Consider the following 21,433-nt stretch of genomic DNA (forward strand, 5'->3'; position numbering starts at 1 on the left):
CCGAGACATGAGTTCGTACGCCGCGGAGGCGACGATCGCGATCGCGCTTACCGTCGTCAAGACGCTCAGCCTGCTCGTCGGCGGCATGATCACGTTCTTCGCGTTCAAGGCCTACCGCCGCACCCGCCAGCAAGCACTCGGGTTGCTCGCGGGCGGGTTCGGCCTCGTCACGCTCGGCCTGGTGTTGGCCGGGATGCTCTACGAACTGCTGGACGTGGGGCTGATGACCGGTATCCTCCTCGAGAGCCTCCTGATGCTCGCCGGCTTCGTGGTGATCGCGTACTCGTTGTACGTCACCTGACCTGCCCGGCAAACCACAGACGGCAGTTCCAACGCTCCAGGAACGAAATCTTTACCATCGGAACATTCAGTGTTGGGGGTATGTCTTCGTCGGGTGGACCCTCCGAGAGGGAGTGTACGTTCTCGCTGGACCCATCACGAGCGTCTCACCACAACCATCCCGACAGTGACCTGCCCGACGACGACCTCACCGACGCGGGCGTCTGGGAGTGTCCCCACCCACCGCTCGAGGGACGGGATCGCTGTCTCGCCCACCTCGAGCCCGCGGAACGGCCCGACGACGCCGACGAGACGGCGTGGCTCCGCGAGCGCCTCGAGTCGACCGCGGGCGGCGGGGCCGAGAGCCGTCGACGCAAACAGTTCGTCGGCGGCCGGTTCGAGGGCCTCGACCTGACGGGCGGCGTCGGCGTCGAGACGAACGACACGTATCCGCTCGATTTCAGGTACGCCGACGTCGATCACCTCGCCTGCGCCGCGACCGACGCGACCGACCGCCTCGAGTTCGGCATGGCGACGGTCGACGAACTCCGACTCGAGGGGACGTTCGACACAGTGCGTGCGCACGCAGCGACGCTCGGCGACTGCGACCTCGAACACGCGTCGATCAAGTTGCTCGACTGGCGGGACGCGAGCGTCGACGCGCTGGCACTGGAGAGCGCAGACGTCGACACGGTCGATCTCAGGAACGCGACTGCCGGCACGATCGACTGCGACGGTGCGACGATCGATCGCGGCCGATTCGATCTCCTGCGTGCGGACCGCGTTCGGGGGGTCCACGCGACGTTCGACGTGGTCGATTTCGACAGCGCGACGTTCGACCGGATCAACGTCTACTACGCCGACATCGGCGAGGGCGACTTCCGGGGCGTCCGTGCCAACGACGCCGTCTTCAAGGGAACGGCGTTCGACGGCGCGTACTTCAACGGGGCCGTCTTCGGGGTGTCGAACTGGATCGGAGCCGACGTCGCGAGCGGCCACTTCCGGGACGCCCGTTTCGATCAGGTCTCCTTTTTCAAGGCGGACATCCCCTCGGCCGGGTTCGAGAACGCCTACCTCGGGCTGGCGAACTTCCAGAACGTGACCTTCGAAAAGGCGGATTTCGAGAACGCGACGCTCGAGCACGCCGTCTTCCGCGGGGCGACGTTCCGGACGGCCGACTTCTCCGGGGTCGACTGTGCGGGCGCCCTGAATCTCAAGGAGACGACGTTCGCGGACGACGTAACGATCCGCCCTTCGCCGACCGCTCCGCCGACGGAGACGCTCGTCGACCTCGCGGGGAGCGAGATCGCGACGGGAACCTTCGGACAGTCCGACCGCGGCTGGGTGTTCTACGACCTCGCCGACGCGACGGTCGGGCACGTCACGTTCGAGCACGCGGAAGACGGCGAGGACCGCGACGGCGAGTTGATACGACACGTACGCTTCCTGCGAACCCGATTCGAGCACTTCGATTTCAGGGACAGCGATGGAATCGATCTGAAGCGAACGAACTACGACATCCACTCGATGTACCGCGCGGGCGACGGTGACGACCCCGAACGGGACGCGGAGAACCGTGCCGGGCAATTGCTCCAGTACGGACTCCACCTCGCCTCGAGGCGGGTTCGCTCGAACGGAGCGTCGACGGGCGAAGCATCGACGGGCGAAGCATCGACGGGCGAGGCGTCGACGGGCGAGGCGTCGACGGGCGACAGGACGTCGGGTCCCGAAGACGCCCGGGTAACGGTTCCCGGCACAGCCTTCACGCTCGAGGAGGTACCCGACCCGGACACCGAGTCCTACGCCGAAGACAGGGTCGCTGCCTGGAACTCCCTGCTCGAGATCGATCCCGAGACGCTGCCGACGCCGAACTACCACGATCAGCCCGCCCGCGACCTCGAGTACACGTACCTGCTGGCGAAAAACGGAGCCAACGTCATCAACGACAACGAGTCGGCGTCCCGGTTTTTCGTCCGGGAGATGCTCCAGCGGCGACGGCAGTATCTCGACCTGGCCCGCGAGGCGGATTCCCATCGACGGCGGCTCGGACACCTCATCGACTACGTCGAGAACTGGATCATCGGGACGACGTCAGGCTACGGCGAGAGTCCGGCGCGAGTCATCGCGACGTCGGCCGTTACGATCGGCGTCTTCAGCGTCCTGTTTTACGCGCTGGAGCCGGGGCTGTACGACGATCCGCTCCAGTTCGGCGTCCTGAGCATCGGCTCGTTCGTCAGTTTCATCATCGGCGGCGTCACCGACGTCCCCGATCCGCTCATCAGCCTCCTCTCGCAGGTACAGGCCTTTATCGGCGCGTTCTTCATCGCACTGTTCGTGTTCACGTTGACCCGGTCGATTCACCGGTGATCGGAGTCGACGCCGGAGACCGCCGGCTCCGTCGATCACCGTCGACACACTAATGACAGCGCCCTCGTCACTAGGGGACAGGCCATGGCCGACGAAACGCAACCGCTCGAGGAGCAACTCGTCGCCGCCTTCGAAGATCTGAACTACCCCGTCGAAGGCCCGCTCGATCTGGCACCCAACTTCCCGTCCTGGGCGAACACGACGTTCGACTCCGAGCGAGGGGACCCGGACGTGGAGCTCTCACTGACCCCCCGAGAGCTCCTGGTCCTCCTGGCCGACGGCGACGCCGAGTTTCCCTACGAAGACGCCGACGACCTCGCGGCCGACCTCGAGGCCAGACTGCGAGAGGAGGGACTCCCCTCGTGAACGTCGGCGGTCGGTGCCTCGAGTCGTAGCTACTGGCCCGACTGCTCACGCCGGAATTGAGGGGACGGCTCGACTGCGTCGCCCGATCCGGCAGTTCCACGTACGGTATTCTAGAAACGTACCAACTGATTCACGTGCCGAGCGCCGCAAGTCCGTACTGCGGGGGCCTGGAGCCCCGTCGATGATCGTCGGGGCCATCCAGCTGCCGTGGTTGCACCCCGCCCACCCACCCGATCCGGACGAAGTCCGAACTCGGACGCCGAACCCGGAGCACCGACCCGGCTCCGGCTCCCCGATCGCAATCGGCGTCCGAAACCCGAACCCGACCAGTCTCACTCCGCAGCACGCGCCCCTCTCGGTTCGTCACGGTTTCCGTCTCGATCACGGACCTGATCGCCCCTCGTCCAGGCGGCCCCGTGACGAACCGTCCGAACTGTCGTCCGGTAGAGTGACTTTCCTCCTCGAGTCCGACGTCGGCCGACGCTCGAGAGACGGGTCGAAGGCGCTTCTGCTATAATAACGACTGCAACTATTTACACACTGATCGCCGATCCCTCTGGCGATCAGATGTGCACTGACTTGCAGTGGCTACTATAGAGGTCGCCGTTGAACGTAACCGAGCACCGGGATGACTCCGCCACTCGCTCCGGACGGAATCGGTCGGGCGACCGCACGGATCCAGTGCTCGTCTGTGAAAGAGACGGTGAAGCGAGAAAGAGCCTAGGCCGGGATTTGAACCCGGGCTCTCGTCCTTACCAAGGACGCGCTTTACCTCTAAGCTACCCAGGCGCGTACCTCGTTGTTGTCTCGAGTCGTCTTTATGGGTTTCGATTCCTCCCGGTTGTGAGTCGGTCTGCCGTAGTGCGGTTGGCCCCGCTCGAGGTCGTGTCAGGGATCCGTCGCGGACGTCGCCCGGTCGGTCGTGTGGTCCTCGAGGGAACAATCGGAAATCGGGGTATCCGGGCCCTCGAAACACTCCTCGACGGGTGGGAACGACGTCCCGACCTGAGTGGCGATATCGTCGGCGACCGAGAGCAGGCGGGGCGGCGGCGCTTCGCCGGCCGCGGCGGCTCCGGTTCGAACCGCGAGTTCGAGGACGTCACGCTCGAGGTTGGCGTCGAGTTCGGCGGCCCGTTCTACGCGGTCGTCGGCGTTCGGGTTCGCGCTCGGGTTCGCGTCTGTGTCCACGTCCGTGTCCGCATCGCCATCGTCGGCCGCCTCGTCGAGGAGATCCTCCCGGCGGGTCTGATCCCGACCGAACGACTGGACGGTTCGCACTGCAGTGTTGGCGGCTTCGGTTCGAGACAGTAGGTAGAAGCCGCGAGCGACGAGGATGTCGGCGGCCAGAATCTCGAGGTCGGCTTCGGTATCGGCGTCCGTCTCGGTCTCCGGCCCACCGATCGGATCGGTCCACGGTTCGTCGTGTGCCAGCGCCCGCGTGAGGCGTAACCCTTCGTAGATGAGCTGGACGCCCGCCGCGTGGGTGACGATGCCGTCGAAATCGTCCGCACCGACCGTCGATGCGTCCGATTGCTCGAGCGGGGGTTGTCCGTTCGTACTGGCGGCGCTCGCGCTTGTCTTCGCGTTTGCCTTCGCGTTTGCGTTTGCGGCGGCGTTCGCGTTCGCCTCGGTGGTAACCGCGGCGGCACTCTCGAGGGCGAGCACGCCCGGCACCATCGACGCCTCGTCGAGGACGGACTCGACCAGGGTATGCAACCGCGGCGGTTCGACGTCCGCGACGGCCTCGAAAGCGGCACGCCGACAGTTGTCGGCCGTTTCCATTGGGGGACCCTTACGAGGGAGCAGGCAAAGACCTTTGGAAACGCCGGATCGACTGGACGGCGTGATAGACGTCACCGTAGCCGCCGCGGGCGACGCTGCGTCCGACGGCGACGCGACCCGCGACGGCACCGCTTCGCCGATCCGGACGATCACCCTCGATCGGCCGGACGCACGTAACGCCCTGACCGTCGACGGCCTCGAGGCCCTCGAGACCGCGGTCGACGACGCCGAGGAGCCGGTGATCTACCTCCGCGGAGCCGGTCCCGCATTCTGTGCCGGCGCGGACCTCGAGGCCGTCGGGGACCTCGACGGCGACCCCGACCGGGCGGCCGCCTTCGCCCGCCTCGGCCAGCGGGTCGCCCGAACGATTGCCGACTCGCCGTCGATCGTCGTCGCCGGGATCGACGGCCCCGCACGCGGCGGCGGCCTGGAACTCGCGCTGGCCTGTGACGTGCGCGTCGGAACGCCCGACTCGAGTTACGGCGAGCCGGGCGTGAGCTTCGGCCTGTTCGGGGCCTGGGGCGGCACCGTCCGGCTGCCCCGGATCGTCGGCGAGGGGGCCGCCCTCGAGCTGGGATTGACGGGCCGGACGATCGACGCCGACGAGGCGCTTCGGGTGGGACTGCTCTCGCGGATCGAGGACGAACCGCGAACGGTCGCCGAGGAGATCGCGGGGAACGCCGACGACGCGTTGCGCGTCCTGAAACGCCGGCTACGGGACGACAACGAGCGCGCGACCCAGGAGCGCCGGGAAGCCGAGGCCTTCGGGCGGCTCGTGAACGCCCACGCCGAGGACGTCGAGAGCGTTCTCGAGTGACGATACTCGTAAGTAATCCAAGGTCTTTTGCCGGTGCGACGAGACCGGGGAGCATGCCCGATTCGACGTTCCTTCCCGGCGACGCGGTCGACCTCCGGCCGATCGAGGAAGACGACCTGGACTACCTGCGCGATGCGATCAACGATCCGGCGGTCTGGCGGCCGATCGGCGGCTCCCGTCCGATCAACCGGGAACAGGAACAGGAGTTCTTCGACGACGTGGTCTGTGGCGACGACGGCGTCCACCTGCTGATCACCGCCGACGGCTCGCCGGTCGGGACGATCGGCCTCCGGGAGATCGACTGGGAGGCCGGCTGCGGCGAGATCGGCTACTGGATCGATCCGGACGACCACGGGCAGGGGTACGGCACCGAGGCGACCGAACTGATGGTCGCGTACGCCTTCGACCAACTGGGCCTCCACCGGATCGAGGCCCACGTGTTCGAGTTCAACGAGGCCTCGCAGCGACTCCTCGAGTCGATCGGGTTCGTCCACGAGGGGACGAGCCGGGAGTCCCAGTTCATCGACGGCGAGTACCAGGATACGTACTGGTACGGATTGCTCGAGGAGGAGTGGCGGGACTGAGCTAGTTCGACGACTCCGGCGCGGGCGGCACCGATCGTTTGTGCTCGCTGCGTTCGTACATCTCCCGGACCTGCTCGACCGTCTCCCGATCGACCTCGAGTTCGCGGGCCGTCGCGGCGACCGACAGCGGGCCGTCGACGTGGGTCACGAGGATCGAGTCGAGGGTATCGTAGCTGATCCCCAGTTCCTCCTCGTCGGTCTGGTCGGCCCACAGCTCCGCGGTCGGGGTCTTGGCCGCGAGGTCTTCGGGGACGCCGACGTGGCGCGCGAGCTGGCGGACCTGGGCCTTGTAGAGGTTGCCGATCGGGTGGCAGTCGACCGCGCCGTCGCCGTACTTCGTGAAGTAGCCGACGGCGGCTTCGCTGCGGTTCCCGGTCCCCAGGACGAGCCGATTCTCGTGGTTGGCGACGAGATAGTTGAGGACCGCGCGGACGCGGGCACGGGAGTTCCCGACGGCGACGTGATCGCCCTCGGCGTCGGGGTAAGCCGACAGCAGCGAGTCGACGATCGGTTCGATCTCGATGACGTCGTGGCTGATCTCGAGATCGGTGGCGACCCGTTCGGCGTCGCTCATGTTCTCGTCGCCGCTGACGCGAGCGGGAAGGACGAGCCCGTGGACGTTCTCCGGCCCGAGGGCTTCGACGGCGAGGTAGGCGGTGAGCGTGCTGTCGATCCCACCAGAGAGCCCGAGAACGGCCCCGTCCGCGCCCGCTGCGTCGACTCGATCGGCGATGAACGCAGTGATGTGGTCGCGACGACGGTTCAACTCCGACTCCGAGAACCGAATGTCGATCATTCGATTCGTATTACGGCTCGAGGTGCCAAATATCCTCCCCCTACAGCGTAGAGCCTGTACGAACGACCAGTTTCGAGCGGGCCGGGAGAGCGCTACGTTGAAGTGGGATCGGCTGCAAGTCGATGGTACGCTCGCTCGAGCGAAGCGGGTACAGTGCGCCGGTGATGAGACGGACGGCGTCCGTCGAAGTACGGCGCGCAAACGAACGAAGCGAGTGCAGTGCGCCGGTGGTCTAGTGGTAGGACATGAGCTTCCCAAGCTCATAGCCCGGGTTCAATTCCCGGCCGGCGCATTTCCTGCGAACGACAGTGAGCAGTGAAATCACCGGCGGAATTGAGGTAGACGAGTCCCAGCCCGCACAACGGAGTGCGCAGGAACGTCTCGGCGTGGTTCAATTCCCGGCCGGCGCATTCCTTCGGACGATCGACCGACCAGTCGACGGTCCATCCCGACGAGACCGACAGCGACGGAACCGGAACTCGCCGTGTGGTGTGACCAGTGACCCGTCGATAGCCGTCGACCGAACTGTTCGGGAGCCGTCAGTTTTCGGCCGTATCGTGGCCCGATTCCCCGTACCACACGGCGTTTGATTGAAAAGCCTTAATACTATCAGCCGGATACGTTGGGATGCGAGCCCGGGTGGTGTAGTGGCCCATCATACGACCCTGTCACGGTCGTGACGCGGGTTCAAATCCCGCCTCGGGCGTTCTTCCGATCTCACTTTTCGACAGTCGGTGCTGTCGCGGTTCTCGAAGATTCGAGACAGTAACACAGTAGCTGCTCGAGCGACGGAGTTTCCGGTGGAGAGTCGACGGGCCCTGGGCCGTTCGCGGCAGTGACAGCGGGCGAATCGACCCGGGAGTTCGATAGCCAGACGGAGGTCACCGACCGACGGAGTTCGGATTCCGGCGACCGTCGAAGCGGAGCCTCGAACAGAATCCGATCCCGACGGGGGCGACGTGATTCCGTCCCACGACGGGGCGAGAACAAAACCCTTAATACTGTCACCGGGAAAGAGAGGGATGCGAGCCCGGGTGGTGTAGTGGCCCATCATACAACCCTGTCACGGTTGTGACGCGGGTTCAAATCCCGCCTCGGGCGTTCTTCCGATCTCAGTTCTCGAGAGCGACGACTCCCCTTCGATACCCGACGATTCCTCGAGAGCGACCGCTCCGTTCGGTCGACTCGGGACGGGAATGACCTCGAGGTGACCACCGACGGGTCGTCCCCGGTACAACCCCGTGTCATCACGTATCATCCAACAATGTAAGAGGAAATATTATTGCTACAGAGACACAGTCAAGAGAGCCATCAGACTTAATGAATTCATCTGATATTCCGGATTTATGGAACGTCGAGACGACGGGAGCGACGGAACGTCGGTCCGGGGCGTGTACGACGCGCTCCGGGGGCGATACCTCTTCAAGATCGGTGCGGCGATTCTCGTATTGACGATCGTACTGCTCGGTGCCAGTTACGTCACGTTCGCAGAGATCGAGGCGAGCGTCGAGGGCGACGCCGAAGAGACGATGCTGAACGCCGCCGATCGGGAGGCGGAGGGGATCGACGAGTTCCTCGGCGCCCGCAACGACGACGCGGCCCGGATCTCGGGGACGGTCGACCGGTTGGACGGCGACAACGAGGCCGCGATCCGCGAGGAGTTACTGGGGAACCTCGAGATGCTCCCCGACGACGTTCACTCGATACACTACTACGACCTCGAGGCGGACGCGGTCGCGGTCAGTACCCACGCCAACCGGGAGGGCCAGCGGGTGACCGAGTCCGACCGGCCGTGGGCGGTCGATCCCGACGCGTTCGACGGCACCCACGCGGTCCGCTCGTTCGAGCCCTACGAGACGGACGACGGGGTTCGGATGGGGTTCGCCAGTCCCGTCGCCGGCGAGTCGAGCCACGCGATCGTCGTCACCGTCGACCTCACGGAGCGCAGTGACTTGCTGACGGCGCCCGTCGAGGGCGGTCTCATCGAAGTCGTCTCGACGGAGACGGGCCAGGTGGCCCTCGGCGAGGACGCCGACGCGATCCTCGAGCAGTACCGGTTGCTCGACGACCTCGAGCACCTCGAGAGCGGGGACGTCGAGAGCGAGGACCTCGAATCCCGGATCGATGTGGTCGGTCTCGAGGATGGAAACGGTAACACGACGTCGGGCTACGACATTGACGACCGCGCGGTCGTCGCCACCGTCCCGGTCGACGAGAAGCCGTGGGCCGTAACCGTCGTCGCCCCCTATGGAACCGTTTTCGACACCGTCGGTGACGTCACCCGGAGCCTGCTGCTGTTGATCGGACTCTCCGTCGGAGGCTTCGTCGTCGTCGGAGCCGTCATCAGCCGGGATGTCAACGACTCCCTCGAGGAGATGACCGGCTACGCCGAGGAGATCGAGGAGGGCAACCTCGAGGTGGCGATCGACAGCTCTCGAGCCGACGAGTTCGGACAGTTGGCCTCGCTGTTCGCCCGTATTCGGGACACCATGCGGGAGCAACTGGAAGACGTCGAACGGCAGGCCCGGGAGGCCGAACAGGAGCGCGAGCGCGCACAGGAGGCAAAAGCCGAGGCCGAACGGGCCAAGGCCGACGCCCAGCAGGCCAAGGCCGAGGCCGAGGAACTCAGCGAACACTTAGAGGAGAAAGCCCAGGAGTACAGCGAGGCGATCGAGGCCGCGGCGGACGGCGACCTGACCCGACGGCTCGACACCGAGAGTCGAAGCGGGGCGATGACCGACATCGGACGGGCGCTGAACGGCATGCTGACCGACGTCGAACAACTGGTCGTCCGCATCCAGCGCGTCGCCGCACGGATCGACGAACAGAGCGACGAGGTGACGGCCTCGACCGAGGAGATCGAGGCCTCGAGCACCGAAGTCGCCGAGAGCATCGAGGAGATTTCGGTCGGCGCGGAACGACAGAGCGAGCAACTCGCTACCGCGGCGACCGAGATGAGCGACCTCTCGGCGACGGTCGAGGAGATCGCCTCCTCGTCGGACGCCGTCGCGGACCAGGTCGCACAGGCCGCCGAGTGGGGCCAGGACGGCCAGGAAGCCGCCGGGGAGACCGTCGAGACGATGGACGCGATCGAGGAGAAGGCCACGGACACGGTCGAGAAGGTCGAGTCGCTCCGGGACGAGGTCGAACGGATCGGCGAGATCGTCGACCTGATCGACGACATCGCCGCGGAGACGAACCTGCTCGCGCTGAACGCCTCGATCGAGGCCGCCGCCGCGGGGGGCGAGGGCGACGGCTTCGCCGTCGTCGCCGACGAAGTCAAGTCGCTGGCCGAGGAGACCGCCGAGGCGACCCAGGAGGTCGAACGACTCGTCGAGACGGTCGAGGAATCGACGGAGTCGGTCGCGGACGACGTCTTCGAGATGCAGGGGGGAATCGAGGACGGCCGAGCGACGATCGACGAGACCGTCGACACCCTCGAGCGGATCGTCGACGCCGTCGAAGACGCGAACGCGAGCGTGCAGTCGATCAACGAGGCGACGGACGACCAGGCGGCGTCGACCCAGGAGGTCGCCTCCATGGTCGACGACGTGACGGCGGTCAGCGAGCGGACCGCCGACGAGGCGACGAACGTCTCCGCTGCGGCGGAGGAACAGACGAGCGCGATCCAGGGGATCGCCGAGAACGCCGACTCGCTGTCCGGCCGCGCGAACGAACTCCAGACGCTGGTCGGTCGGTTCGAGACCTCCGAAACGGACGATCCCCACACGGGAACGGACGCAAGCGACGGGGAGGACGACGTCGACGGGGAGGCGACCGACCTCGTGACGGTCAGCGACTGATAACGGTTCACAGTAGTCCGTCGGACGCGGAGTCGAACCCCTCGAGTCGACACACGAACTGACGACTGCCCCGACAGTTCCTAATAACAACGTATTTCCGATCGAAAGGATATCACACAATAGCTGATTCCGGATCGCGGTCCGCCGATGACTGCGGGCGCCGTCGGTCCCCACGCCGACGACCGCGATCCGTCGGAACACGCAGACCCATGACCGACCGCATCACCGTCCTCGTCGTCGACAACGAACCCGGCTTCGCGGAACTGGCCTGCGAGATGCTCGAGCGCGAACGCGAGCGCCTCGACGCGGAACCGGCCACGAGTCCGGACGAAGCACTCGAGCGACTCGACGCCCCCGGCGACCCGCCGGTCGACTGTATCGTCAGCGACTACGAGATGCCCGGAACGACCGGCCTCGAGTTGCTCGAGCGCGTCCGGGAGGACGACCCCGATCTCCCGTTCATCCTCTTTACCGGCAAGGGATCGGAAGCGGTCGCGAGCGAGGCGATCGACGCGGGCGTGAGCCAGTACCTCAGGAAAGAGACGGGCAACGAGCAGTACGCCGTGCTGGCGAACGAGGTCGTCAACGCCGTCGAACAGTACCGGACCGAGAACGAACTCCGGGCGAGCGAACGGCGGTACCAGCGGACGGTAACGACGCTCCACGAGACGACACGGGAGTTGATGCGGGCCGAGAGCAAGGCGGAGATTTACCGGACGGCCGTCGACACCGCCCGCGACGTCCTCGAGGCCGCGACCGTCGCGGCGTACGCCTTCGAGCCGACCGACGGCGCGCTCGAGTTGGTGGCGTCGACCGGGGAGTGTCCGGCGGGCGGTACGGGAACGGGGGCGCCTGCGGGTGCCGCTGCCGGTAGCGGTGCCGGTAGCGGTGCCGGTAGCGGTGCCGGTACCGGATCTCACCCGGGCCGTGGCCCCGGACCCGGACCCGGACCCGGAGACGGACCCGGGTCGACGGCGAACTCGGGCGCGGACGCGGAACCCCCGCGCGGCGAGCCCGAACGGGGCACCGACCCGACGCTCGAGCCGACGGCCGACGGCCCCGTCGACCGCTTCGAACGCGGCGAGGGGGCGATCTGGGACGCCTTCTCCGAGGGGGAGAGCGCGACCCTCGAGGGGAGAGAGCCCGCGGACGCGATCACCGTCGGAACGGAAGCGGACGCGACGCCCGCGCCGACGGCCCCCGGCCGCGGCGAGTTGATCGTCCCGCTGGGTACCCACGGCGTCCTGGTCGCCGGTACCGACCGCGAGGACGGGTTCGACGGGACGATGACCGAACTGTTGCACGTCCTGTCGGCGAACGCCGAGGCCGCCCTGGACCGGGCCGAACGCGAGGAACTGCTCCGCGAGCGCGACCGGACGCTCACCAGACAGAACGAGGAGCTGACCCGGCTCAACCACACCAACGAGATCGTCCGCGAGATCAACCACGGGATCGCCCGGGCCTCGACCCGCGAGGAGATCGAGACGACGGTCTGTGAGCGACTCGCCGACACCGACCGCTATCGCTTCGCCTGGATCGCGACGACCGACGACCCGCCCGAGCCGACCGCGTGGGCGGGCGTCGACGCGACCTACGTGGATCGGCTCCGGGACGACGGCGAGCGCGCCCCCGAACGCGGGCTGGTTCGCGATGCCCTCGAGCGCGAGCGCGTCAGCGTCGTCGGGAACGTCCTCGAGGCCGAGGGCTGGGACCGGCGGCGGAAAGAGGCGCTGACCCACGGCTTCCAGACGGTGCTCGCCGTGCCCCTCGTCGGGGAGGAACGCCACCACGGGGCCCTGGTCGTCCACGTCGGCGGCGTCGACTCGATCGCCGACCGCGAGCGGGCAGTGCTGTCCGAACTGGGCGAGACGATCGGCCACGCGATCCGCTCGGTCGAGCGAACGCGGGCGATGCTCGACGACGGCCGCCTCGAACTCGAACTCGAATGTCGCGACGAGCGGCTGCTGTTCAACCGGTTGTCGGCGCGGGTCGGCCGGGCGACCCTCGAGGGGATCGTCGAGCGCAGCGAGGACGAGGCCGTGTGTTTCGTCAGCGTCCCGGAAGACGCCGACGTCGACGCCTTCGAGAGGGAGTCGGCCTCCGTCGAGTCGATCACGACCGTCTCGGCCGGCGACGACGAACGACTGCTCGAGGTAACGACCGAGCCGACGCCGTTTCTCGACGTCGTCCGGAGCTACGACGTCCGTGTGCGGACGATGGCCGGCGACGACGGCACGTCGACGGTCGTCCTCGAGGTGCCACAACGTGTCGACGCGCGCGAACTGGTCGAGGCGATCCGCGCCGAGTACCCGGCGACGGAGCTGAGCGCCCGCCGGGAGACCAACGCCGTTCCCTCGGCCCGCCAGCTCGACACCCATCTGGAGGAGCGGCTCACCGCCAAGCAACTCGAGGCCCTGCAGGCCGCCCACTACGGCGGGTTCTTCGAGTGGCCCCGGGAGAGTACGGGCGAAGACCTCGCGGCGGCGCTGGACGTATCGGCGCCGACCTACCACTACCACCTGCGGGCCGCGGAACGGAAGCTCGCCGCGCTCGCGTTCGACCGACTCTAAATAATTAGTACCAGTCAGAACGGACTACTAAACAGTTAGAAATCATATTTAACCCCCGTCGCTCCATAGGCTTAGGTGGCGATCTGCGATACGCTGTCGCCACCCCCAATCCCCCAATCCCCACCCCCATTTTCGTTCCGCGACGGAACCCTACCAGTGTCGCGTATCGGTGAAAACAGGTCCCGAACGCCGACCGGCAGCATCCGCTTTCCCGGACGTCGTTGCCGGCCGGACCGCGAACGCCTGCAGTCCGGCGAGGAAATCGGTCCAGCAGACCGTATCAGTTCGACTCGACGCGATCGTCCCACTCGATCCACTCCTGCTCCCAGCCGGTGCGAGACTCCGCGCGGCGGCGCGCGCGTTCGCGGTCCTCGCGGGTCGTCCGGTTGCGTTCGACAGCGCCGGACTGTTCCCCCTCTACGAGCAGCGGATCGAAGGAGACGACGCCGAACTCCCGGTCCTCTCCATCCGGCGAGACCGAGACGAGCCGCTGCCGTCGGGACCCCCGCGGAAAGACGAGCCGGCCGTCCGGGGCGAGTTGCTCGAGCAACGCCCGCGGCGCGTCGACGGCCGCCGCCTCGAGGAGGATTCGGTCGAACGGGGCGTACTCAGGGAGCCCCTCAGCGCCGTCGCGGCGATCGACGAGGACGCCGCCGTAGCTCGCGCGCTCGAGATTGGTCCGGGCCTCGGCGACCAGCGGGCGCGCGATGTCGACGGCGTGGACGTCCGTCTCGTCGACGAGTTCGGCGGCGACGGCGGCCGTGTAGCCGACGCCGGCCCCGACGATCAGGACGCTGTCGCCGTCCTCGAGGGCGAGCGCTTCGAAGAGCCGAGCGACGATGCTGGGCGGGAGGACGCGCGTCCCGAGGATCTCGTGTTCGCGGTCGGCGTAGGCCGTCCGCTCGTCGTCGACGAACTCGTGGCGCGGGACGTCGCGCATGGCGACGGCGACGTCCTCGTCCGCGAGGACGCCCTTGGCCGGCGACTCGAGGCCGTCGACCATGTCCTCTCGCAGTACCGCGGGGTCCATGTCTAGTCGGGCTACCCGTCGAGACGTAATCAATGGCGCGCTTGCTCGGGTAGGTCACCCCCGCATCCGGACGAAGCGGACGCCGCCGTGTTCCGTCCGCTCGAGGCTCCCGTCCGGACGTTTGGTCGCTTTCACGAGCGTCTGGAAACCGGTGCCGACGGGCGCGAGCAGCCGACCGTCGGTGCGGACCTGGTCGACGACCGGGTCCGGCAGTTCCGGCGTCGCACAGGTGAAGTAGGCGGCGTCGTAGGGGGCGTGTTCGGGCCAGCCGTTCCGGCCGTCGCCCGTCCGGACCGAGACCTCGCCGTAGCCGGTGCGCTCGAGTCGCTCGCGGGCCCGTTCGGCCAACTCCTCGCCGTACTCGACGCTGTAGACGTTCGCCGCGCCGACGAGTTCCGCGGTGACGGCCGCGTGGTAGCCACAGCCGGTGCCGATCTCGAGGACCTCCTCGCCGGGCTCTACGTCGAGTTCGTCGGCCATGATCGCGACCATGTGCGGGGCGCTGATCGTCTGGCCGTCCCCGATCGGCAGCGGCCGGTCCCGGTAGGCACCGTCGCGGCGATCGGGCGGGACGAACTCGTGGCGGGGGACGGCCTCGAGGGCCTCGAGGACTCGATCGTCGTCGACCCGGGAGGCGACGGTCCGGACCATCCGCTGGCGGGCGGCCTCGTAATCGCCGTCGTCGACGCCCCCGTCGTCGGAACCGAAACGATCGAACATGGCCGAACGTACGCGGTGGTGGGCAATAGGCTATGGGACGCGACTGCGTGCAGCCCGTACTCGAGCAGGTATTGACGAACGCCGACCGGCGGGAAAAACGAGTGGGGCGGAATCGAACGGAGAACGGACGCTCGGTTCGGCTCGGTTCGGCTCGGTTCGGTTACCAGGCCGACCAGGCGCTGGTCTGTTCGTCGTAGGCGTAGACGCGCTTGGCGTCTTTCGCGAGTACCGTATCGCCCTCGATCTCGTAGCGGTCCCGGTCGTAGTCCGAGGCGTCGCCGCGGACGACGAACGCGTCGATCTCGAACTCGTCGTCGCCGAAGCTCTCGACCTCGCCGACCTCGAACTCGTAGTCGCCCGGCACGCGGACCGTGATCGAGCGGCTGTCGTCCCTCGAGCCGTCCTGGGGGTGGATCGTCACGTTGACCGCGACGTTGTCGACCTCGCGGGTCCAGACGGTCTCGATCTCTTCGGCCGGAGCCTCCTCGACGCGCTTGTGGCCCTCGAGTTCGACGCTGGTCACCCGCACCGTCGAGAGGACCTCCTCGGTCTCGAGGATGAACTCGTCGCCGATCTCGACGGTCTCCTCTTCGGGCGTCGTGACGTTCGCCGTAAAGGACTCGCCTTCCTGGGAGACGACGACGTCGAGGGTCACTTCGGACGGTCGTTCGGGCTGTACCTTGTGGACGTGATCGCACTCGCTGCAGCGGACGGTGACGGTCCCGCCACCCTCGGTTGCCGTGAGGACCTCGTGAACGGTCTCGAGGTCCGGCGAACAGGAGGGACAGGGCGTCGGCACCCGATCCGGCAGCTCCGATGAGTCGCTCATAACACCTCGTAGCGGCCACGTACCTAAAAGGCGATTGGACCTGGCCCGGCAGGCGGTCGGCGCTCAGGCGGCGGGGACGACTGGAGCCGGTAGGAGACGCACGGCCGACGACGCGTGGCCCCGGCCGACTACGCGGTCGCCGCCGTTCGGCCCTCGTTCCACCTGTAGCCCTCCGGCGTTTCCCGTAGCGTGCCGTCCTCGGCCCAGCGCTCGACGACCTGTCGCAACCCGTCCCGGTACGTGGGGTACGCCGGCTCCCACCCGGTGGCGTCGCGGAACCGGTCGTTCGTCGTCGGCATCGGCTCCGTCAGCAAGGCGGTCGTTTCTCCGCCGAGAACCGGACGCGCCAGCCAGGCCGGGAGGCGGCGCGGCGGCGGCGCGCCGAGTTCGTCGGCGAGTTCCGTGAGGAACTCGGCGAACGTCGTCGGGCGATCGTCGACGACGTGGTAGAGGCCGCCGACTTCGGTCTCGATCGCCTCAGCGAAGGCATGGGCCGCGTCCTCGGCGTGCAGGAACGACAGCCTCGCGTCTTCCCGCCCGAGCAACCCACGACCGAGGATCGGGAGCCGTCCCGCGAGAACCGACCGCCCGAACTGACGCGTGTGGGCGGAGTCGGGTGCGTAGAAGAAGCCACAGCGCAGGATCGCGGCCTCGAACCCGAACGCCGACCGACGCTCCCGAAGGAAGTCCTCGACGGCCGCCGCCGACCGAGTCGTCCGATCCGGGCTTCGCTTCGCCGACTCGTCGAACGGCGAGCCGTCCGGTTGGCGAGCGACCCAGACGACGCTCGGGAAGAGGACGCGGTCGACGCCCTCCCCGGCGACTCCGACGAGGTTTCGGATGCCGTCGACCCGGACCCGATCGTTGCGTTCCCAGTCGGCCTCGCTCGGCCTGGTAGCCGTCGGAATCGACGTAGCCGCGTGAACGAGCACCTCGACGTTCGGGACCGCCCGTTCGAGCGAACGGCGGTCCAGGACGTCACCACGACGCGGGATCCCGCCACGCGACTCGACCCGATCGGCTCCCTCGTCGTCGCGGACGAGGCCGTAGACGTCGTGACCACGGTCGGCGAGTCGCTCGACGAGGCGGGTCCCGAGGACGCCGGTCGCACCGGTAACGAATACGCGCATCTCGGTCGTCTAGTCGCGCCCCACACGGGAGTCGTTACTGCGGCAGCAGTATCGGACATTTAACTCAGCGGCCCGAATGGGTCGTCCGTATGAAGCGGGTGCGCCTCACGCTCGACGCCGGGGGACGGGAGGCGGAGATCCATCCGATGTACGATCTCCTCGTAAACGCCCCGTACGTCGAACGGGCGACGGCGATGCACTGGAACTACTCGGGGGACGAACTCGGGATCATGCACTACGTCGAGGGCGACGCGACCGAGTTCCGGTCGGACGTCGAACGCGTTCCGGAGGTCATCGACTACGACCTCACGGTCGGCGGCGGGGACGACTTCTACGTCTACATCCGGGACACGACGAACGAACCGGTTCGCGAACTGCTCGACCTGCTCGAGCGGAGCCCGGTCGTCGCGATCCCCCCGGTCGAGTATCGGGCCGACGGGACCGTGTCGTACTCCGTTTTCGGCCCTTCCGCGGAGATAACGGGTATCATCGACCGGATCCCCGACTCGATCGAGGTGGTCGTCGAGGAGATCGGCGGCCTCGCGGGCGTACCGGGGGAACTCGACTCCACGCTGAGCGACCGGCAACGCGAGGCGATCGAGGCGGCGTTCGAACTCGGCTACTACGAGATACCGCGCGAAGCGGATCACGAGGACGTGGCTCGAGCGCTCGACTGTGCGCCCAGTACGGCCGCCGAACACCTCCAGAAAGCCGAGTCGAAGCTCCTCCGGTCCGTGTTACGGTCCTGACTGCGAGACGGTGGGGGTACCGGGACACCCTCGACCGCGGCGTTCCGGCAAGCGTCGGTAGACGCTCGAAGGGGTCGACCTTACGCCTCGGGCAGTTCGATCTCCTCGCCGTCGGCGTACACCGTCGGCCCTCGGAGAATGCCGTCGAGGTGGATCGGGGCTTCGGTCTCGCCGCCGATACTTGCGTTGTCGCCGATGGCGATGTGCACCGTGCCCGCCGCCTTCTCGTCGAGCAGGACCGACCCGACGAGGTCAGTGACGCCGACGTTCGTTCCGATGCCGAGTTCGGCGAGGTTGTACGCCGCGTCGCCGACCTCCTCGGACGCCGCCTCGACCTGCGAGCGGATCTCGTCGTCCGAGATCTCCGTGACGAGGCCGTCCTCGACCTCGAACTCGAGTCGATGGCCGTCCTCGAGCAGCCCGTGTGGGCGCATCGTCCCGTCGACGACGAAGGTGCCGTCGGCCGATACGGGGCTGACGAACACCTCCCCGGCGGGGAGGTTCGAGAACGAGCCCGACTCGCTCACGTCGCCGGTGTCGTCGTACCACTCGCGATCGCCGACCGCGAAGCGGATGTCGGTGCCGAGATCGGTCGTGACGCGGATCTCGTCGGCGTCGGCGACGCGCTCGAGGGTGCGTTCACACTCCGCGGCGATGCGATCGTAATCGGCGTCGAGTCCCGTGACGAACACCTCCTCGGTGATTCCGGGCAGCGTCGCGCCGCGGGCCCCATCGTCGGTCGCGTCGGACCGGGCGCGGGTGTGGCTCAGGCTCTTGGTCGTCGGCGCAAGGAAGGCATCGGCGCCGCGCATGGCGGCCGCGACGGGTGCCGGCGGTTCGGCCCCGTGTTGCTCGCCCGGCGGGTAACGGACGATCGTCGCGTCGTCGGTGACCTCACGCGTGACCTCGTAGAGCGCCTCGCCGATAGGCTCTCGCTCGTCGTCGGTGACGACGACGCAGGATTCCTCGGCCTCGAGTTCGAGGCACTGATGAACGGCAGTCTCCGCGGCAGTTCGGAGTTCGGACATGTCCCTACGTCCGACCGTAGCGCCGATAGGTTTTGCCTTCTCCCGTCCGGGCGGGCCTCGAACTCGGCGGCGATCGCGAGTCGGTTACTCTGAGTCGGCGGCGGCCTCGAGGACCTCGACCCCCACGAGCCCCTCGCCCGTGAGCGCGCGGACGTACGCGCCGCCGGCGACCGAGACGTGCGAGAAGTCCGTCTCCTCGAGGTCGTACATCGGGATCGCTCGCGAGGTGTCGCCGCCGCCGATTACCGAGAAGCAGTCGGTGTCGGCTATCGCAGAGAGGACCTCGACCGTCCCGTCCGCGAACCGCTCGTCCTCGAAGACGCCGAGTGCGCCCTTGACGAAGACGGCCTCCGACTCGGCGACGAGGTCGGCGTACTCGTCTGCGGTCTCGCTCCCGACGTCCAGATACGAGGTCTCCTTCTCGATGTCCTGGACGGCGTGCTCGGCGCGCTCGCCGTCCGCATCGTAGGCGAGGTCGCTCGCCAGGTGGAGCCGATCGCCGTACTCCTCGAGGACGCGCTCGATCGTCTCCTGGTGGTCGTCCCACTGGTGGTCGAAGAACTCGGTGCCCTCGACGTCGTAGCCGACGTCGTAGCCGTCGGCGCGGAGGAAGAGTTCCCCGACGATGCCGCCCAGGCAGAACCGGTCGACGGTGTCGTCGACCTCCTCGATGACCGGGATGAGGTCCTCGGCCTTCGTGCCGCCGAGTACCATCGTCACCGGCCCGTCGAACTCCCGCTCCTGGATCGCCGAGTTCGCGGTGTACTCCGCCTCCATTACGCGGCCCGCGTAGGCGTCCATCACCCGCGGGAAGCCGACCAGCGAGGCGTGGGAGCGGTGGGCCGCCGAGTAGGCGTCGTTGACGTAGGCGTCGAACTCGGGGGCCAGCGTCCGGACGAACTCGGTATCGGCCTTTACGTCCGGGTCTTCCTCGGGTAGTTCCTCGTCACACATCCGGGTGTTCTCGAGGAGCAACACCTCGCCGGACTCGAGGTCGTCGATCGCTTCGAGGGCGTCCTCGCCGAACGTGTCGTCGACGAACGCGACCTCCCCGCCGAGGTGGTCCGCGAGGATGTCCGCGTGCCCCTCGAGCGAGACGAACGTATCGCGGCCCGGCCGTCCCTGGTGGGCAAGCAGGGCGACGGCGTGGTCGTCCGCGAGCAGTTCCGCGACGGTCTCGGCGTGGCGGGCGAACCGACGGTTGTCCTGGACTTCGCCGTCTTCGACGGGGGCGTTGAGGTCGAGGCGAACGAGCAGTTGCTGTCCCGATTCGAGGTCGTCGATGGTCCGAAAGGTGGACGTCGGTGTGGGCGTGGTCGTAGTCATGACTGCTGGGTACGTGGTTACTAGGTCGGCCAACGCGGTCAAATAAGACGGGGGAACGGAACCGCCGTTACTGCGGGACCGCTTCCTCGGCGTCGACGTCCGCGGAGTCCGCGACGACGTGTTCAGCGAGATCGAGCATCCGGTTCGAGAAGCCGAACTCGTTGTCGTACCACGCAAGCACCTTCACGAGGCCGTCCTCGAGGACCATCGACCCCTCGAGGTCGACGTACGAGGAGAACGGAAGCCCGACGATGTCGCGGGAGACGATCTCCTCGTCGGTGTAGCCGAGGACGCCGGCGAGTTCGTCGTCGGCAGCGTTGCGGATCGCCTCCTCGAGGTCGTCTTTCGTGATGTCGGCCTCGAGGTCGACGGTGAGGTCCGTAATCGAGCCGTTCGGGACGGGAACGCGCATCGCCATGCCGTCGAGTTTCCCCTCGAGTTCGGGGAGGACTTCGGTGGTGGCGATCGCGGCCCCGGTGCTCGTCGGCGTGATGTTCTCGGCGGCGGCGCGGCCGCGTCGGCGCTTGCTGCTCGGACCGTCGATGAGTTCCTGTGACCCGGTGTAGGCGTGGACGGTCGTCAGCAGGCCCGATTCGATGCCGAACTCCTCGTCGAGGACCTTCACGACCGGCGCGATGGAGTTGGTCGTACAGGATGCGTTCGAGACGACGTCCTCCCCGTCGTACTCCTCGTGGTTGACCCCGTAGACGAACATCGGGACCTCCTTCTCACCCTTTGGGGGAGCCGAGATGACGACCTTGTCGGCACCGGCCTCGAGGTGCTGGGCCGCCTCGTCGTGGGTCCGGAACAGGCCGGTCGCCTCGAACGCGACGTCGACGTCGTGTTCGTCCCACGGCAGTTCCGAGGGATCGCGCTCGGAATAGAGTTGGATCTCGCGGTCACCGACAAAGAGCGTATCGCCGTCGCGGGAGACGTCCTCGAGTCGGCCGTGGACGGAATCGTACTCCAGCAGGTACTCCATGTCGTCGTCGTCCATCACGTCGTTGATCGCGACGATCTCGACGTCGTCGTCGGACAGCGACGCACGGAGGACGTTTCGGCCGATTCGGCCGAACCCGTTGAGGCCGATGCGGACCGTTCCCTCGACCCCGTTGTACGAAAGTTCACTCATATCCGAGTAGTAGGATCGCCAGCGTTATATTTGTTGCCCAGTTTAGAACCGTTATATACCGGGGGACGAGTAGTAACTAATCCAGGAAGTGTCGGCGATTGCAAGTGACTACCATCTGCCGTATA

At 67.2% G+C, this 21,433-nt stretch carries 17 protein-coding genes and 4 tRNA genes; 11 read left to right on the plus strand and 10 right to left on the minus strand.

The window, feature by feature from the left end; genetic code table 11:
* Positions 1–7 precede the first annotated feature (7 nt).
* From BM113_RS19505 to BM113_RS19515, 3 genes are all read left to right on the plus strand, one after another.
* On the plus strand, positions 8–301 hold the full coding sequence (locus tag BM113_RS19505) for a DUF7521 family protein (protein ID WP_007141008.1): 294 nt from the start codon (positions 8–10) through the stop codon (positions 299–301).
* Between the two features lie 80 nt (positions 302–381).
* Positions 382–2,646, plus strand: coding sequence for a pentapeptide repeat-containing protein (locus BM113_RS19510; RefSeq protein WP_089789675.1), 2,265 nt, complete (start codon positions 382–384; stop codon positions 2,644–2,646).
* Positions 2,647–2,730: 84 nt separating this feature from the next.
* Positions 2,731–3,012, plus strand: a complete 282-nt coding sequence (locus BM113_RS19515) for an MTH865 family protein (RefSeq protein WP_089789676.1) — start codon at positions 2,731–2,733, stop codon at positions 3,010–3,012.
* 717 nt (positions 3,013–3,729) lie between these two features.
* On the opposite strand, the gene BM113_RS19520 is transcribed toward BM113_RS19515, so the two are convergent.
* A tRNA-Thr gene (locus BM113_RS19520) sits at positions 3,730–3,801 on the minus strand.
* Positions 3,802–3,900: 99 nt separating this feature from the next.
* Positions 3,901–4,794, minus strand: a complete 894-nt coding sequence (locus tag BM113_RS19525; RefSeq protein WP_089789677.1) for a DUF7114 family protein — start codon at positions 4,792–4,794, stop codon at positions 3,901–3,903.
* A 139-nt stretch (positions 4,795–4,933) separates the two neighbouring features.
* On the opposite strand from BM113_RS19525, the gene BM113_RS19530 reads away from it, so the two are divergent.
* Both BM113_RS19530 and BM113_RS19535 read left to right on the plus strand, forming a co-directional pair.
* Complete coding sequence (locus tag BM113_RS19530; protein WP_177209231.1) at positions 4,934–5,611, plus strand: enoyl-CoA hydratase/isomerase family protein; 678 nt, start codon at positions 4,934–4,936, stop codon at positions 5,609–5,611.
* A gap of 53 nt (positions 5,612–5,664) precedes the next feature.
* Positions 5,665–6,195: a GNAT family N-acetyltransferase gene (locus tag BM113_RS19535; protein WP_089789679.1), complete on the plus strand. Its 531-nt coding sequence runs from the start codon at positions 5,665–5,667 to the stop codon at positions 6,193–6,195.
* Position 6,196: 1 nt separating this feature from the next.
* On the opposite strand, the gene BM113_RS19540 is transcribed toward BM113_RS19535, so the two are convergent.
* Complete coding sequence (locus BM113_RS19540; protein WP_089789680.1) at positions 6,197–6,991, minus strand: NAD+ synthase; 795 nt, start codon at positions 6,989–6,991, stop codon at positions 6,197–6,199.
* 221 nt (positions 6,992–7,212) lie between these two features.
* On the opposite strand from BM113_RS19540, the gene BM113_RS19545 reads away from it, so the two are divergent.
* The 5 genes from BM113_RS19545 to BM113_RS19565 all read left to right on the plus strand — a co-directional run bounded on the left by BM113_RS19545 (position 7,213) and on the right by BM113_RS19565 (position 13,364).
* Positions 7,213–7,283, plus strand: a tRNA-Gly gene (locus BM113_RS19545).
* Positions 7,284–7,624: 341 nt separating this feature from the next.
* Positions 7,625–7,697 (plus strand) — tRNA-Asp (locus BM113_RS19550).
* A 322-nt stretch (positions 7,698–8,019) separates the two neighbouring features.
* Positions 8,020–8,092 (plus strand) — tRNA-Asp (locus BM113_RS19555).
* A gap of 245 nt (positions 8,093–8,337) precedes the next feature.
* The gene (locus tag BM113_RS19560; RefSeq protein ID WP_089789681.1) at positions 8,338–10,794 is read left to right on the plus strand and encodes a methyl-accepting chemotaxis protein; all 2,457 of its coding nucleotides are present in this window, start codon (positions 8,338–8,340) and stop codon (positions 10,792–10,794) included.
* 209 nt (positions 10,795–11,003) lie between these two features.
* The gene (locus tag BM113_RS19565; protein WP_089789682.1) at positions 11,004–13,364 is read left to right on the plus strand and encodes a bacterio-opsin activator domain-containing protein; all 2,361 of its coding nucleotides are present in this window, start codon (positions 11,004–11,006) and stop codon (positions 13,362–13,364) included.
* 280 nt (positions 13,365–13,644) lie between these two features.
* Here the strand turns inward: BM113_RS19565 and BM113_RS19570 are convergent, their stop codons facing one another.
* The 4 genes from BM113_RS19570 to BM113_RS19585 form a co-directional block, all read right to left on the minus strand.
* Entirely contained in the window at positions 13,645–14,394 is a 750-nt protein-coding gene (locus tag BM113_RS19570; RefSeq protein WP_089789683.1) for a protein-L-isoaspartate O-methyltransferase family protein, read from the minus strand.
* A 54-nt stretch (positions 14,395–14,448) separates the two neighbouring features.
* A complete protein-coding gene (locus BM113_RS19575; protein ID WP_089789684.1) occupies positions 14,449–15,114 on the minus strand; it encodes a protein-L-isoaspartate(D-aspartate) O-methyltransferase in 666 nt (221 codons plus the stop codon).
* A 160-nt stretch (positions 15,115–15,274) separates the two neighbouring features.
* On the minus strand, positions 15,275–15,943 hold the full coding sequence (locus BM113_RS19580; protein ID WP_089789685.1) for an HVO_0476 family zinc finger protein: 669 nt from the start codon (positions 15,941–15,943) through the stop codon (positions 15,275–15,277).
* Positions 15,944–16,071: 128 nt separating this feature from the next.
* Complete coding sequence (locus tag BM113_RS19585) at positions 16,072–17,073, minus strand: NAD-dependent epimerase/dehydratase family protein (RefSeq protein ID WP_089789686.1); 1,002 nt, start codon at positions 17,071–17,073, stop codon at positions 16,072–16,074.
* Positions 17,074–17,162: 89 nt separating this feature from the next.
* On the opposite strand from BM113_RS19585, the gene BM113_RS19590 reads away from it, so the two are divergent.
* The gene (locus BM113_RS19590) at positions 17,163–17,822 is read left to right on the plus strand and encodes a helix-turn-helix domain-containing protein (RefSeq protein ID WP_007141023.1); all 660 of its coding nucleotides are present in this window, start codon (positions 17,163–17,165) and stop codon (positions 17,820–17,822) included.
* Between the two features lie 80 nt (positions 17,823–17,902).
* Here BM113_RS19590 and BM113_RS19595 read toward each other — a convergent pair whose 3' ends face one another.
* From BM113_RS19595 to gap, 3 genes are all read right to left on the minus strand, one after another.
* Positions 17,903–18,850 (minus strand): aminopeptidase, encoded by a 948-nt coding sequence (locus tag BM113_RS19595; protein WP_089789687.1) that lies wholly within the window; start codon positions 18,848–18,850, stop codon positions 17,903–17,905.
* An 84-nt stretch (positions 18,851–18,934) separates the two neighbouring features.
* Positions 18,935–20,176, minus strand: a complete 1,242-nt coding sequence (locus BM113_RS19600; RefSeq protein WP_089789688.1) for a phosphoglycerate kinase — start codon at positions 20,174–20,176, stop codon at positions 18,935–18,937.
* 67 nt (positions 20,177–20,243) lie between these two features.
* Positions 20,244–21,308 carry a type I glyceraldehyde-3-phosphate dehydrogenase gene (gap, locus tag BM113_RS19605; protein ID WP_089789689.1) on the minus strand — a complete coding sequence of 355 codons (1,065 nt, stop codon included), beginning with the start codon at positions 21,306–21,308 and terminating at the stop codon, positions 20,244–20,246.
* Between the last annotated feature and the right edge of the window lie 125 nt (positions 21,309–21,433).

The organism is Natronobacterium haloterrestre (assembly GCF_900112205.1).
In the GTDB taxonomy this organism is placed as follows: domain Archaea; phylum Halobacteriota; class Halobacteria; order Halobacteriales; family Natrialbaceae; genus Natronobacterium; species Natronobacterium haloterrestre.